This is a genomic window from Anaerotruncus massiliensis (ex Togo et al. 2026), assembly GCF_900199635.1.
In the GTDB taxonomy this organism is placed as follows: Bacteria; Bacillota; Clostridia; order Oscillospirales; family Ruminococcaceae; genus Anaerotruncus; species Anaerotruncus massiliensis.
Genome location: NZ_LT962687.1, coordinates 2,832,752 through 2,847,857, shown reverse-complemented (window position 1 = coordinate 2,847,857; position 15,106 = coordinate 2,832,752). Strand labels below are relative to the sequence as shown.

The window sequence follows — 15,106 nt, the reverse complement described above, 5'->3', positions numbered from 1 at the left end:
ATTCAGAAATTTCTGAAATGCAGCATATCCCTCGGAGTTTACATCCAGCACTTCGGTCCCAAGTCTCATGGTTTACCGTAAGTTTGGGCATATATTTTATCCACATAATTTTTTGCAGCGATTATTTCTTTTTCATGTTCGTCATAGTCGTTAACTAAAACGCGGAGAATATCAAGCGGATCCAAATCCTGCCCGAGTATATCCTTTTTTAAAACAGCCAGAATTCTACACCATAAATAAAGTTCAGTTTCGCGCGGTTTGTCATCGTAAAATTTTTGTTGTAACTTGTTCTGTAATGCAAGTATTCGTCCAGTTTCTCTTCCGCCATATTTTAAGGTGTTCATTTTATACTGCGCAATTTTATCAACATAAACTAACTCGCTAAATTTTTTATTATACTTTTGACGTTCTTGTTCTGTTAAATGTAAGTTGTCTTTGATATGAGTAATTCTAACTACATCAAACCAATAATCAAAAATTCCTTTCAAATCTTTCTCATAGTTACTTTTATAGAATTCTAATTCTTTCATCTGATATAAGAATTCTCTATTGCGACTTTCTTCAATCTGCGAGACTTTAATTTGAACACCTGCGACCACTTGTTCTATTGCAGTGCTGATTAGACCCTCACCTGGGATTTCCATTATTTCACCTCCACATTCTAGCTATACCAGTAAAAAAATTTTCTTTGGAAAAGTATATCACATAAAAATAAAGAAAAAAAGGGTAAGTCTCATATGGACTTACCCTTGCAGCAATGCGGTAAAATCACTATTCAGGCAACAAGTTATCGGAGGGAGGAGGCGTGTCTGGGGGAACCGTCAGGGTTCCTACCGCACGCCGGGCGAGCGCAGCGAACAGAGTACCCGCCCGCACACCGAGCCACAGCGAGGCGTTTCGGAGGCCAACCGCCCGCAGGGCGGCTCTTAGGCCGGAGATGCGGCACCAACGGATTTTGAGTGCCTTTAACGAAAGAGAAGATAGCAGAACTGGTCGGAATCCAACAACCACTAAAAGTCTTTTCAACCCGCATGACATAAGGATTTCTGGAAAAACTGGGGGGTTCTCAAGTTCTTATCTTTTTTCAAAATCTCCAGCAGACAATGGTTCTAATGGCATAGCCGCTACGGATTTGACAAATCGAAACCCTATCTTCTTTAAGGCACCCGATTTCGGGTGCCTATTCTTTTGACAGCGAAGGCCGGAGAGGTGATAGAAATGCCTGACCTAATCAGCATCAATTCCAAAGGATACGGAAAAATCCATAAGGCGGTGATGCGCAATTCGGTGTTCCCCCTTCTCGCCAAAACCATCTACGCTTACATCTGCGCCTATGCCGGTTGCGGCTGCATGGCGTTCCCCAAGTGGGACAAAATCGTGAGAGACTTGCAGATCAACAAGGTACCTATACCAAGCACATGAGCCGCCTGGTGGAGAACGGGTACATCAGCAGGGAGCGTACCGCGAGCGGGAATCTCTATACCGTTCGGCTGTCCGTCCCTACTTACGCTTCCGCCGCTTCGACGGAAAGCGGCATGACGGGTCTTCTGGTATTTGAAAGCGTGGCGGCCCGCGGCTTCGACACCGTACCGAGGCTGGTCATGCCAGATCGGGACCTTACCGCCCAGGCGAAAGCAATCTACGTCTATTTCGCCTCGTTTGCCGGCGCCGGCATGACGGCATTTCCCCAAAGGGCCGCAATCATGTGGGAGACGGAATGAGATCCGGTGTGCCAAGGCCCATGTGGCTGCTTCGCTCAAAATCCTGCCCAATCAATCGCTTTGTCTCGGCCCCGTCTTGATCGAGGTACCGTTGTCATCGGAAACATTTTGGGGTAAAATGAAAAAAGTTAGTAATCGGAGAGGAGCGGAGCAGATCAAAAAGCTGCCCCCGTTGGAGAAAGTTAACGGTTGTCGTAGAGCGATAAAAGGAAATTCATTTGTAAATTCTATATTTGCGCCGAAAAAAGAACCCAGACAGCCCAAAACGCTGCCTGGGTTTGTTTTACCATGGTTTTGTCCGCGCAGACACCGCCTGCCGCTCCAGCATGGGCGGGACGGTGTGCAGAATTGCCCCAACTGATTTTCCGTTGCCAAAATGTTGCCGCAGAATTTAACGGTAGGCCGATAAAATAACCTGAACGGCCCCGTCGATTCCAAGGCTGCCGCTATCAATGCAGATGTCGAAATACTTTGCCCGTTCTTTTTCTTTCTTTTCATAAAAAGAATAATATGCCATGCGCTTTTTGTCGACCGCATAGAGCCGCTTCTCTGCATTTTCCGGTAGCTCCTGATATTCTTCCACCACACGCTGGATTTTTGTTTCCATATCCGCATAAATAAATACGCGCAGCAAAGGAAGTCTGCCCTTCAGCACCTCGCAGGCGCCGCGGCCCACGATCACGCAAGGCCCGCCGGCAGCCAAGTTACAGATCGCTTCGCGTTGGGCGAGGTACAGCGTATCTTTTACCGGCAGTTCAAAGGGTACGCCCGGGACAATCGAATAAAGACCGTTTCCCGCTCCCCTTAGATCTGCGCCGTCAAACTGTTCCGCGCAGAGGCCGCTTTGACAGACGGCCTCCTGGACGATCTCCTTGTCATAAAAGGGGATATGCAACTGTTCGGAGACAAGTTTTCCAATTTGCCTACCGCCGCTGCCGTGTTGCCGGCTGATCGCAATCACTTTATCCATCTTCACCGCGCCTCCTGGGGTCTGTTTCTTCCTGTCTATTCTCCGCCATTTTTCTTGACGCCGCGCGTTTCATCGGCCTTATCAAAATGACGCAGGTAAGTATCGTCAGTGCGTCGGCGGCCGGCTGTGAAAGGTAGATGCCCGACACGCCGAAAATGCGGGGCAAAAGCAGGATGAACGGGATATAGAACATCCCTTGCCGAATCAAGGATAGGAACAGCCCCATTTTAGAGGAGCCGATTGTCTGAAAGGTAATCGTCATCATGTAGCACAAACCGAAAGCGGGGTACAAAATCACCTGCGAAATCAGCAGCCATTTCCCGAACTCCACCACCGCCGGATTGCGGTTAAACAGCAGTATGAGCGGCTGGGCCAGCAGGATATACGCCGCCGCCACCGCCACGGTCAGCAGCAGCGAGCCTCTGAGCGCAAACCGCGCCGACTGATGAAACCGCTCCTCATTTTTTGCGCCGAAAGCGTAGGAGGCCACCGGCTGGTAACCCTGCATAAAGCCCATGACCACATAGCAGCCGATGAGGATCAACCGCTGCACCACGCCGTAGGCCGCAATGATGAGATCGGAATCCGGCAGGGGCTTTGCCGCGATATTGGTGAGCGAGGTAGCCACTGCAAGACAAATTTGGATGACCGCCGTGGGGATACCGATGGAGATCACACTCCATACCAGACCGCCGGAGGGCTTAAAATAACGGGGCTTCACTTTGATGATGGAACGGCCGCTCAGATAGAACCACAGCAGAATGCCAAAGGTCACAAACTGGGAAAGGGTGGTAGCGAGGGAAGCGCCCTCCACTCCCATGCCAAACCCCCAGGAAAACATGAACACCGGGTCCAGCAGCACATTCAGAAGCGCGCCGGCGATCACGGCGACGGAAGAAATTTTTACCGAGGATTCCGCTCTGGCCGCGCAGTTGAGGCTTTGGGCGGGAAGATTGAACAGCGCGGCGATAAACATCCAAAACGCATAGTCCTTTGCCTGGGGCAAGACCGCGTCTGAGGCGCCGAAAGCCCGCAGCAGCGGTTCCATAAACAGGAGCCCCAAAATGCAGAGGCCGACGCCGATCAGCATAGATAGCCCGACGATGGTGGTCACCGTTCGGTTGGCGCTCTCCCTGTCATTCGCCCCCAGCTGCCGGCCCGCCAATACCGCCGCGCCCGCCGCAAAAATGTTTTCCACCGAAACCATAATCAGCAGCAGAGGTAAGGTGACGCCCACGGCCGCGAGGGCGATGTCGCTGTCCAGCATCCCGATATACGCGGTGTCCACGATGTTATAGACCGCCTTTGCCAGAAGGGCCAGCGTTGCGGGTACGGCAAGCTTTACGATTGCCTTTTCGGGCGTTGCATCCGATAAAATGGATTCCCGGCCGTTCGTGGCTGTCCCGCTCATATCTCTTCCCCCCGCTCCACCACGCCGTACAGCAAAATATGCAGCGACCGCTTACAGACTTGCTCATGCTGTTTCCACCCGTCGGAATCAAGGTTCTCCATCCGGTACCGAGCGTTGATAAAATCTTGGTACAGCCGGAACACCCCCACCACCTCGTCCACTGTGACGCCGGGCTGGAGAGGTACCTTTTCCAGCAGTGCGGTCAGCACGAAAACATTCAGCGCGTCAAATTCCGCTTTGATTTCCTGAACGGCATTCTGCAAATGAGTGGGCGGCGAAATGACGGCTTCGCAAAAAAGAGGAAGCAGCTGGGGATTCTTTTCAAAGAAAGCCAGCCGTGTGTCAAAGTAAGATTCCAGGCACTCGCCGGCGGAGCCCTGGAGATCCGCGGCGCCTTCTCTCAGCGCGGCGGTCAAACGGTCAAAGCATGTCTGCAGGCAGGCCAGATAGAGTGCGTCTTTGTCTTTGAAATAGTGATAAAGGATCCCTTTTGAAATGCCGCCTGAATTGCAGATGGTATTGACGGAACTCAGGCCGTAGCCCTGCCGCGCAAACTCTTGCGTAGCGGTATCTAAAATTCTTTGCAGGCTGATGAAATTCTTTTCTTCGCGCTTCATAATGGATACTCCTTAAAGAAATAGACTTATTGGTCTGTTTTTAGCAGCATAACACAAACAGACCAATAAGTCTATTAAGTTTCTGTAAATCTTTTCAGCGGTGGGCCAATGTCTCCCAGGCTTTGGGCAATCTACGGGAAGCTCTCGCCCCTATGGTCGGCCCAGGCATTTTACAGGAACAAAGCGACTGCGCAGTAGACAAGCAGTAGAGCCATCACAAGATTGACCGCTTTTGTATGCCTTGAAAAGAACTTACAGAAGGCCGACCCGAACAGCGCCCATACGAAGGAGCCGGACGCCCCGATCAGCGCCAGGAGGACGGTAAATCCAATCACCGCCCCGGTGGAGTGGTAGACCGGCAAAATGTAGAGCGTCATGGCGGTGATCGCGTAAATATAGATCTTGGGATTGGCGAATTGCAGGAGCATACCGGAAAGAAAGCTGGCCTCTTTCCCGCTGTCCGCCTCTATGTTGGCGGAGCTTTTCCACACCTTCCAGGCAAGATACAGCATATAAGCCGCCCCTGCGAGCTGCATAAATATCTTCACTTTTGGGAGGTAGGCATACAGCGTGGTGCTGAACAGGGTGCAGACCGACATCACGACTGCAAACCCGGCCAGGATGCCCAGGTTGAAGTGGAAGCTGCGGCGGAAGCCCAGCCGGGCCGCGTTGCTCATGGACAATAGATTGTTGGCCCCCGGCGTGTAAGCCGTGATAAAACAGTAGATCAGGAAATCTGATACATGAAACAATTTAAAACCCTCCTATCCCACACGAGTGGAGAACTATTTCAAAAAGGACAAATAACCGCTGATGAAGATGACGAGGACGATCACCGGCAGAACATAGCTGATGTACGTTCTGGCGAAGCCGGGATAAGGCAGCCCCTTCCCGATGGTGGTCTCGTGATAGAAACGGTCCCATCCCCACCCATAACGGCGCGTACAAAACAGAAGGAATACCAGGCTCCCCAGGGGGAGCAGATTGTTGCTCAGAATGAAGTCCTCCAAATCCAGGACACTTGTTCCGTCCCCCAAAGGCTGGAACCCGCTCCATAGATTATAACCGAGGATGCAGGGCAGGGAGAGCAGGATCAGCAGCACAAAATTGACAGCCGCCGACTTTTTCCGGCTCCAGCCCGTTGCATCCATGACATAGGTAATGATGTTTTCGATTACCGCGATCACCGTGGAGACGGCGGCGAATACCATGAACAGGAAGAACAGCGTCCCCCAAAAACGCCCGCCGCTCATCGTGTTGAAAATGTTGGGCAGCGTGATAAAAAGCAGATTGGGGCCGCTGTCCGGCTGGACGCCGAAGCTGAAGCAGGCCGGAAAGATAATAAGGCCCGCCAACAGCGCCACCACCGTGTCGAGTACCCCCATGTAAAGGGCGTCGCTGGTCAGGGAATGGCTTTTGTCAATGCGGCTGCCAAAGACGGACAGCGTGCCAATGCCGATGCTCAGAGTAAAAAACGCCTGCCCCATGGCGGCGAAGATACATTCAGGAAGGCCGATCTCCCTCATGGCGCCGAAGTCCGGGAGCAGGTAGTAACGCAGCCCCTTTTCCGCTCCCGGCAGCGTGACCGAGCGCGCCGCCAGCACGAGCAGCAGGCCGAACAAGAGCAGCATCATCATTTTTGTGACCCGCTCCACGCCCGCCTGCAGGCCGACGGCGCAGACGGCAAAGGAGACGATGATCATGACCGCCGCACACAGAAACATGGTGCCGGGCTGTGCCAACAGTCCGGAAAAAATCCCATCTACTTCGGCGGAAGCGATCCCTTGGAACCGGCCCTTTGCCATCTCAATAAAGTAATAAAACAGCCAACCGCTGATGACGGTATAGAACATCATCAGCAGATAATTCCCGATGATGGTGGCGTACTTGAACCAATGCCATTTTGTCCCCTCCGGCTCCAGCAGGGAAGGAGAGGGCCGTGCTTCTCTGGCTGGCCCGCCCGACGGCGAACTCCATCACGACGATGGGCAGCCCCAGAATCACTAGAAAGACCATGTAAAGCAGGACGAAAGACGCGCCGCCGTATTTCCCTGTGATGTAGGGAAACCGCCAGATGTTCCCGAGGCCGATGGAACAGGCGGCGGTAATCAAGATAAATCCCAACCGGGAGGAAAAATGTTCTCGTTTCATCATTGCTTCCTCCCAGGCGTCAAACAGGAAGAACGTCAACCAGGGTTTTCATGGCGTCAAGCGTCTGCCGCATCAGTTCTTCCAGCGATACTCCCAGCATTTCCGCGCCCTGCACCAGATCTTCCCGGCAGCATCCGGCGGCAAACTCCTTCTTTTTGAACTTCTTCTTGATGGAGCTCATATCCATGTCCCGAACGCTTTTGGAGGGCCGCACCATGGCACACGCCCCGATCAGCCCGAACAATTCATCGGTGGCAAATAAGATTTTCTCCATCTGTAATTCAGGCTTGACCGTCACCCAGTCCAACCGGCCATAGCCGTGGTTCACGATGGAGCGGATTATGCCCTCGTCAATGTCGTGGGAGCGTAAAAGTTCAACGCATTTTGCACAATGCTCCTCGGGATAAAGCTCAAAGTCAATGTCGTGCAGCATACCCACCGCCGCCCAATATACCTCGTTCTGGGGGTCGTACTGACGGGCAAAGCAGCCCATGATGCCAGAAACCACCTCTCCGTGCAGCAAGTGAAACTCGCCGCTATTGTACTTTTTCAGCAAATCCCGGGCCTCTTGTAGATTTGGAACCATTTTCGTTCGCTCTCCTCTTTACAAATTTGAATCAAGAATTTATAATGGTACAAAGTGGACACTATATTGCACTTGTGCGATATAATAATACATCCTGTTCGTTATACTGTCAACAGAGAGGAGCGGATTTTTTTGGACTCCATGAATCAGATTGTCGCGAAAAACATTAAGAGGCTTCGTGAAAAGAATAAAATGAGCATGGACGAGCTGTCCAAGTTAAGCGGCGTCAGCAAAAGTATGCTTGCACAAATTGAGCGAGGAGAGGGAAACCCAACCCTCTCAACGCTGTGGAAAATTTCGAATGGAATGAAGGTGCCTTTTGACGCCTTGACCGTCCGCCCGGAAAACCCGTATGAACTTGTGAAAACATCAGAGCTACAGCCGCTGCTGGAAGATGGTGGTAAGGTCAAAAATTACCCGATTTTCCCCGACGATGACAACCGCAAATTTGCGGTCTACTATCTGGAACTGGATGCGGGGAGCTATTGGGAATCGGAACCGCATCTTAAAGGAACCACCGAATTTATTACGGTCTTCACAGGGCAGCTTGAAATTGATACAGATGGTCAACGGTTTTCCGTTGGAAAGGGGGAAAACATCCGGTTTAAGGCTGACAGCGTACACTCGTATCGAAACGTCGGGAATGAGGCCGCGATCCTGCACATGATTTTGTTTAACCCCTGAGCATTCCAGGGACATAATCCTCCTTTTTGTCTTACAGCAGGGAACGACGCCCCTTGTCTCCATAGAGCGGCGCTTGTCCGGTAACACGATAGCTTCTATTTTTTTCAGTTTTCCTACCAGAGCTGTTTTATTTCATCGTTAAAGCTCTTCTGGTTCATCGACACAGTAATTATTCACACAATAAAAAGCAGCGGCTGTCTTAGCCGCTGCTTTCAATGAGACACTGTGTTATTTTTTCTGATCGGAACTGCCCGCCGGTTCAACTCCCAGCAGAATGTGAATTCCTTGGACAAATGGCAAAGAAAAGAGGCTCTCAAGTATTGCTACTTAAGAGCCTCTCAGGGCGCATAAACACTGGTTTTTTACCCCCAATATCTATTTTACCCTATTGGTTTGGTCGGAGTGACAGGATTCGAACCTGCGGCATCCTGCTCCCAAAAATTTCTGGGAAGATTTTTGCGCTTATTTATAGCCATTTTTAGTGGTTTCCGCTCGGTTTCACTTACTCTTTGGCACTATTAAAACCACTGTTTCCGCGTGCTCCGCACCCGTCTGTGGTAATCAATGTGGTCAAAAACGCTTCCTATCCAAGGCCGGCACTCGTCGCAGCCCCCAGGCAGGAAGCGTTTCATATTCTGGTTTGGTTGGATTGTAACTCTGAGCAGACGGTTATGCAAGTGGTTTCTGCCCCAAGCGCAGTTCAAATCCTGCGCCGCAATAAACAAGGAATGAACAGATAATGATTTCATTACTCCTGCAGTTCCCCAAATAGATCTGTCAATCTGACATTCAGAGTAGTAGCAATCTTTTGGCATTTTTCTATAGTGAGGCTGTGTTCGCCGCGTTCGACTCGCCCGTAGTACGCACGGCTGAGGCCACAATATGCAGCGAATTCATCTTGAGTAAAACCACGTCCTTCGCGATATTTTCGCAGGACATTACCCAAGGCTACATTTACATTGTAAGCATACACGGCACTCACCTCAAAAATATTATACTACAAATGCAAAAAAACGCTATATATAGCGTTGAAATTTCTGAGATTTTTTGTAGAATAGACTCAGATGGTGGTTGTACCACGTATCTAATAAACTTTCTGAGTAAAGGAGTAATTACAATGACAAAGAGAACATTCAATATCCCCGTAGAATCCTTCCGCAAGATTCCTAACCCCTACAAAGAAGGGCCGAGCAGTGTATCGCAGATGTATACCGCTATTTGTGATGTCAAGGATTTGCCCGAAGATCTGATCGACTGGATGGAAACAAACCCCCGAAAACAGAATACCAACAGTGGCGTAGCGAAAAAAATCAGAGCATCTCTTGTTGAAGGCAAGGATTTTCATCTCCTGAACCGCGGTATTCTCCTTTCTGCCAATGATGTAACATTCAACAATTATGACAGCACCATGAAGTTAGTGTTTACGGACAAGGAATATCACGGCAATGTTGATGGCGGCCACACCTTGATGGTTATCCTTGAAAATCGTGATGATCTGGAACGCGGTCAGCAGTTTGTAAAACTTGAGATCTTGACGGGCGTCGAAGGCATTTTTGAGGATCTTGCTGCCGCCAGAAACACATCTACCCAGGTTCAGGACAAGTCCATTGCAAACTTGAGAGACTACTTTGACATCATCAAACAGGCTGTTTCGACCGAACCTTTCAAGGACAGAGTGTATTTCATGGAGAATGACGATGGAAATATTGACGTCGGTGATATCCTCGCAATCCTGAATATGTTTAATTTGGATACTTATCCCGGAATGGATAGCTGTCCTGTTGTGTCCTTCAGTAGTAAGAAGCGCTGCATTGATAACTACATTCATCTCTATGAACAGTATGGTGATAACCCCGAAAATCCCCATGTCAAAATGAAGCCGATTATGGTTGATATTTTTAAGCTCTACGACTATGTGGAGTCCCAAATTCCTGAATACTATCGTGTTAAGAATCCCAATGGTAAGTATGGAGCGATTTCTGGAGTTACTACTCCGAAGGAGAACCGCAAGGCACCTGTTTCTAAGTTCTATGAAAAGACTTTGTCCCATGGTTCGCCTAATGGATTTATTTACCCCATTCTTGGTTCGCTTCGGGCACTTCTCGAAGAAAAAAATGGTGTGTACAGCTGGAAGTGCAACCCCTATGAAGTGTTAGAAAAAATCGGACCTGAACTGGTATCTATTACAGTAGAAAGAAGCCGTAACTCCGGCAATGATCCTGTGAAGGTTGGCAAAGACTCAGTCAACTGGCAGACACTGTATATGCGTGTGATGCTTACCGCAATGGGCAACTAAACACTTTCGACCACCCAGTCATTGACTGGGTGGTTTTTTCTTGACTTTTTCACTACTTAAGTATATAATAAAAGTATACTTAAGTAGTTCCGGGGGGTGTCCATATGGACTTCTGTTACAGATTTCCTGCAGTAAAGGGATTGCAGGCCGGCAAGGAATACTATATCGCGATGATTCCCCTTAGAATCTTGAACAAAATTTTCGGAAATGATGATGAGTATATTCCGCCTGAGTATCGAGCCCAGCGGCGGCTGAATACTACCCGCATTCCTGTAATAAAAGACTATATTTTGGATAACCGTGATTCATATGTTTTCTCCGCCTTGGCTGCGGCAATTGATGGTGAGTACAACTTCGCCCCATCTATTGCCTCTGCAGATCTTGGAATTTTAGAAGTTTCCATGGACGCACGGTTCATGATTGTCGACGGTCAACATAGAAAAGCTTCAATTATCGAGGCTATCACCGAAGACGAGACGCTCAATACGGAAACCATTTCCGTCGTTTTCTACGAAGATAAGGGACTGCAACATGGGCAGCAGATGTTTACCGACCTCAATAAGCATGCTGTAAAAACATCTAACTCTATTGCCGAACTTTATGACTCTCGTGACGTTTTGGCTGTGGTGACAAGACGGGTTATCAGTGAAATTGAGTTTTTTGACCAGTATACAGACAAAGAAAAAGACATTCTTGGAAAGTTTTCATCGAACTTTTTTACGCTGAACACATTCTACAAGGCTAACAAAAAAATCTTAAAGCGTGCCGAATATAATGATGCTGCAGAGGCTTTTTTGAAACAGTATTGGTCCGCTGTGGTAAAGCACATTCTTCCGTGGAACGAATTGACCAATAAGGAACTCAGCAAAGTGGATTTACGCGAGAAATACATCATCACACAAGCCATTATTATTCAAGCACTTGGTGTTTTAGGCAATCATTTTCTAACGAACAATGACAAAGAGCTTGAGAAAAGTATCGCTGGGTTAGAAAAAGTTGATTGGCTTAGAAGTGCTGAATGTTGGAAAGGCAGGGTTATCCGTACCAACGGCAAGATCATCAACAGTAACGATGCAGCACGGCTGGCCTGCAATGTGCTGAAGGAAACTTTAGAAATTCCTTTGGATCCCGAAGACTTAGTATACGAAGAAAAATTTACTAAAGGAAAATGAGTCCTATGTTTACAGTATTTAACGATATTATTGCGGAGATGCGACTTGTCTACCAGCACGATCAGCGCCCGTGGATGCTTGGATTTAGTGGTGGAAAAGACTCTACCCTACTCTGTCAGCTCGTTTTTGAAATGCTCCACACTTTGAAACCAGAAGAAAGAACGAAAAAGATATATGTTGTCACATCAGATACTATGGTAGAGAACCCCATTGTAAAGGACTACATGTATCGTATGAATGCGGCGATCAATACCGCCAGCGAAAGTGAGCATCTCAATGTTGAAGCACATATGCTGCATCCAGAGATTCGACAAACTTTCTGGAGTTTGGTAATCGGTCTGGGATATCCGACCCCAGAAGCGCCTGGTTTCAGATGGTGTACCGAACGGCTGAAGATTAACCCTTCAAATAAGTTCACTTACGATACCATCAAAAAAGATGGCGAGATTGTAATCCTTTTAGGTGTTCGAAAGGCAGAAAGCGCTGCTCGTTCAAAAAGCATATCTTCCCATGAGATTGAAGGGAAGATATTATCTCCCCATACCTCAATTCCCAAGGCCTATGTATATAACCCCCTGACAGAAATTGAAAACTCCATTGTGTGGGAGTATCTTCTCAAAGACGATGCTCGTAGCGCATGGGGAACTGATAACAAGTATTTGTTCAGTCTTTATCAAGGCGAAACGCTGGGCGAAGAGCAAAGCGTAGTCGGTGAAGTGGATAAGGACAAGATCCCGATTACTGGTAATTCTCGTTTTGGGTGCTGGTGCTGCACTATGGTCAAAGAGGACAAGTCGCTGCAAAATTTCATTGATCACGGTGCAGAGAATCTGATTCCACTCCGAAGATTTAGAAACTGGTTGGTAGAGTTGAGAGCCACACCCGAGGCGCGAGATTGGCGCCGTAGAAATGGAGCTGTCTACTTCAATTCCGATGGCGACTTTGGTCGGGGACCATTCAAACTGGATACGCGAAAAGAAATCCTAAAGCGTCTTTTGCAATTGGAAGATGAAACAGGATTCGAGCTCATTACAATTGAAGAATTGAAAATGATCGATAAAATGTGGGAAGACGAAGGAGATCTTTCCAGACGGGCTCTCGTAGATATCTATTATGAAGTGCGAAATAAACGACTTCCTTGGGATCAATTTAAACACGCAAAATACAATAATGATACCGTTCAGCGGATTGATGCGTTGTGTCAGAAATATGAGGTTCCCTTCGAACTGGTTTCTAAACTTTTGATTGCTGTTGACAACACAAAATTCTATACCCGATCTGCTATAAGTGCTCGCGAGGTTGAAAAAATTATGAACCAGGGTTGGTTGCACTACAGCAATATCCAAGAAGGACTCGAAAATGAAGATTGAACGAATCGAATTAAATAACTTTGGATCATACGAAGATTTAAATTCCTTTGATGTCATGACCGATGATCAATCCAAACGAATTATCATCATTGGTGGAAAAAATGGTGCGGGAAAAACTACCCTTTTTACAGCCATACAGATTTGTTTGTACGGGCATGCATCTTTCGGCTTTAAAACTTCAGGGAAACGATATCTAAAGGAAATCTATGACTTAATCAACAATCAAGCTCGGTTGGACGAGACCAAATCTGCATATGTGAAGATTCGTTTTTCTGAAAGTCGGATTGATACTGATCATTATGAGGTAACTCGGTTTTGGACTTGGAGCAACAGCATAATTACTGAAATTTTTTCGGTAAGGCAGAATGGTGTATTGCTGGACGAAGAAGCCGCAATGAATTTCCAGAATTACCTCTTGCACCTCATTCCGCCAGAATTACACAAACTGTATTTCTTCGATGGTGAAGAAATTGCTGACTATTTTTTGGATGAGCAGCACAATAACATTAAAGACGCGTTACTTATCCTAAGCGGTAATGATACATATGAATTGCTATACAACAATATTCGACGACTTTTAAACGGAGTCGAATCCGGCAATGAATCCATTGCTCAAAATTATGCAGACCAGAGAGAGTCATTGGCAAAGTACTCTCAAGAAGAGGCGCAATTAATCGGTGAGATTGTCGAACTGCGTACAGATGTTGAGCGTCTTGAGGCTGATCTGAATCACGAAAACAAAGCATATGCCGCCAACGGAGGCGTTACACTCGAAGTTTGGAAAGATTTGCAGAACGCCCTAAAAGACGAAGAAGACCGGCGCGAGCGGATTAATTGGAAGTTGAAGAGTGCAGCGGCAGAGATCCTACCATTTATAATTGTGAAGGACTTGCTGGCAAATGTTAAAGAACAAATTTCGGCTGAGAAGGATCTTCAGGCCTATAGAATTCTACAGAGTTCTCTGAATACATCACAGTTCAAGCGATGCATCTCCAACATAATGAAGAAAACAAGTAGCCATAGCCCCGCTGAAGATACGACGCTCCTCGTAAATGCAATACAGTCTTTCTTTGAAAATCAAGACTTGGAGAACAAAACCCCAATTTTTATGCTGTCAGAGGATGACGGGTTCTCAATTCTTAACAAAATTGCGGCTGTGGAGGAATACAAGACCGCTACCTTTAGCAAAGACAGGCGGAGAATCGAGGACTCAATCCAGCGAAGCACCGAGATCAGAACACAATTGCAAAAGAGTTCCATCCAAAATTTTGAGAGCCATGTCAAATGTGTTTCCGACTTAACCAATCAGATTGAGCGACTCAAATCCGAGCTGACGGGCAAAGAGACCGCTCTACAAGAACTTCAAGATCGAACAGAAGAATTGAAAAAGGCACTGAATCACAGTCGAAAAGCATTGGAAACTGAACTGAAAAAACAATCTGTGTCAGCACTTTCCGATCGTATGCTTCTGCTGGTAGAAGAACTTCAGGAACAGCAATACAAAAAATTGATTGCAGATGTTGAGCACGATCTTAACCGAAAGTTTAGAGAACTTATTCGAAAAGATGATTTTGTCGATCAGATCTACCTTGACAAAGACTTCTCTCTGCACCTTGTCCGCAATCAGGCAGTTGAGGTCTCTGCGCTTAAGCTTACAGCCAAAAGGCATGGTGCCGCCACTCTGAAAGTGAGTCTGAAGCAGGCTGGATTCCAATCACTGATGACTCAGCTGAATACAACGGAAGAATCTCTCGGCTTTGCCTTGGCTGATTGTGATGAAGAGACGATGATCCTTCCTATAGAGCTTGACTATACTCGTTTCTCCAATGGTGAAAAGCAGGTCCTCGTAATGTCATTGTATTGGGCAATTATGAATCAAAGTCACAACAAGTTGCCATTTATCATTGATACTCCGTTTGCGCGCATCGACACTGAGCATCGCGCCAACATTACCGAAAAGTTCTTCAAAGAACTTCAGGGACAGCTCTTTGTGCTATCTACAAATGAAGAGATTCGACACGAACACATGGTCTCGCTTGACCAGCAGATCGCAAAAGTGTATATGCTCGAATACGGAGAGGACAAGCGTACTCGGATTTCCGAGGGAAGCTATTTCGAGGTGAAATAA

The 15,106-nt window shown here is 47.6% G+C and carries 13 protein-coding genes and 1 pseudogene; 6 read left to right on the top strand and 8 right to left on the bottom strand.

Features of this window, described 5'->3' with window-relative positions:
* Positions 1 to 65: 65 nt before the first annotated feature.
* Positions 66 to 644, bottom strand: a complete 579-nt coding sequence (locus C1A13_RS14695; RefSeq protein ID WP_146021734.1) for a hypothetical protein — start codon at positions 642 to 644, stop codon at positions 66 to 68.
* A gap of 720 nt (positions 645 to 1,364) precedes the next feature.
* Here C1A13_RS14695 and C1A13_RS13630 point away from each other — a divergent pair.
* The gene (locus C1A13_RS13630; protein WP_146021733.1) at positions 1,365 to 1,721 is read left to right on the top strand and encodes a hypothetical protein; all 357 of its coding nucleotides are present in this window, start codon (positions 1,365 to 1,367) and stop codon (positions 1,719 to 1,721) included.
* A 391-nt stretch (positions 1,722 to 2,112) separates the two neighbouring features.
* On the opposite strand, the gene C1A13_RS13625 is transcribed toward C1A13_RS13630, so the two are convergent.
* The 6 genes and pseudogenes from C1A13_RS13625 to C1A13_RS13600 all read right to left on the bottom strand — a co-directional run bounded on the left by C1A13_RS13625 (position 2,113) and on the right by C1A13_RS13600 (position 7,426).
* Entirely contained in the window at positions 2,113 to 2,691 is a 579-nt protein-coding gene (locus C1A13_RS13625) for an AAA family ATPase (RefSeq protein WP_101552905.1), read from the bottom strand.
* Positions 2,684 to 4,102 (bottom strand): MATE family efflux transporter, encoded by a 1,419-nt coding sequence (locus C1A13_RS13620; RefSeq protein WP_101552903.1) that lies wholly within the window; start codon positions 4,100 to 4,102, stop codon positions 2,684 to 2,686. The genes C1A13_RS13625 and C1A13_RS13620 overlap by 8 nt, the downstream gene beginning before the upstream one ends.
* Positions 4,099 to 4,719, bottom strand: a complete 621-nt coding sequence (locus C1A13_RS13615) for a TetR/AcrR family transcriptional regulator (RefSeq protein ID WP_101552902.1) — start codon at positions 4,717 to 4,719, stop codon at positions 4,099 to 4,101. The genes C1A13_RS13620 and C1A13_RS13615 overlap by 4 nt, the downstream gene beginning before the upstream one ends.
* Before the next feature lie 170 nt (positions 4,720 to 4,889).
* The gene (locus C1A13_RS13610; protein WP_101552900.1) at positions 4,890 to 5,471 is read right to left on the bottom strand and encodes a LysE family transporter; all 582 of its coding nucleotides are present in this window, start codon (positions 5,469 to 5,471) and stop codon (positions 4,890 to 4,892) included.
* A 33-nt stretch (positions 5,472 to 5,504) separates the two neighbouring features.
* Positions 5,505 to 6,873 (bottom strand): annotated as a pseudogene (locus C1A13_RS13605) (sodium-dependent transporter).
* 16 nt (positions 6,874 to 6,889) lie between these two features.
* Positions 6,890 to 7,426: a hydrolase gene (locus C1A13_RS13600; RefSeq protein ID WP_418427972.1), complete on the bottom strand. Its 537-nt coding sequence runs from the start codon at positions 7,424 to 7,426 to the stop codon at positions 6,890 to 6,892.
* 171 nt (positions 7,427 to 7,597) lie between these two features.
* Here C1A13_RS13600 and C1A13_RS13595 point away from each other — a divergent pair, with 171 nt between their 5' ends.
* The gene (locus C1A13_RS13595) at positions 7,598 to 8,140 is read left to right on the top strand and encodes a helix-turn-helix domain-containing protein (protein ID WP_367379713.1); all 543 of its coding nucleotides are present in this window, start codon (positions 7,598 to 7,600) and stop codon (positions 8,138 to 8,140) included.
* Between the two features lie 748 nt (positions 8,141 to 8,888).
* Here the strand turns inward: C1A13_RS13595 and C1A13_RS15275 are convergent.
* Complete coding sequence (locus C1A13_RS15275; RefSeq protein ID WP_101552894.1) at positions 8,889 to 9,113, bottom strand: helix-turn-helix domain-containing protein; 225 nt, start codon at positions 9,111 to 9,113, stop codon at positions 8,889 to 8,891.
* Positions 9,114 to 9,257: 144 nt separating this feature from the next.
* On the opposite strand from C1A13_RS15275, the gene C1A13_RS13585 reads away from it, so the two are divergent.
* The 4 genes from C1A13_RS13585 (at position 9,258) to C1A13_RS13570 (ending at position 15,106) form a co-directional block, all read left to right on the top strand.
* Positions 9,258 to 10,436, top strand: coding sequence for an AIPR family protein (locus C1A13_RS13585; RefSeq protein ID WP_101552892.1), 1,179 nt, complete (start codon positions 9,258 to 9,260; stop codon positions 10,434 to 10,436).
* A gap of 104 nt (positions 10,437 to 10,540) precedes the next feature.
* Positions 10,541 to 11,608, top strand: a complete 1,068-nt coding sequence (gene dndB / locus C1A13_RS13580; protein WP_101552890.1) for a DNA sulfur modification protein DndB — start codon at positions 10,541 to 10,543, stop codon at positions 11,606 to 11,608.
* Positions 11,609 to 11,613: 5 nt separating this feature from the next.
* Complete coding sequence (dndC, locus tag C1A13_RS13575; protein WP_242970880.1) at positions 11,614 to 12,978, top strand: DNA phosphorothioation system sulfurtransferase DndC; 1,365 nt, start codon at positions 11,614 to 11,616, stop codon at positions 12,976 to 12,978.
* Positions 12,968 to 15,106: an AAA family ATPase gene (locus tag C1A13_RS13570; protein WP_101552888.1), complete on the top strand. Its 2,139-nt coding sequence runs from the start codon at positions 12,968 to 12,970 to the stop codon at positions 15,104 to 15,106. The genes dndC and C1A13_RS13570 overlap by 11 nt, the downstream gene beginning before the upstream one ends.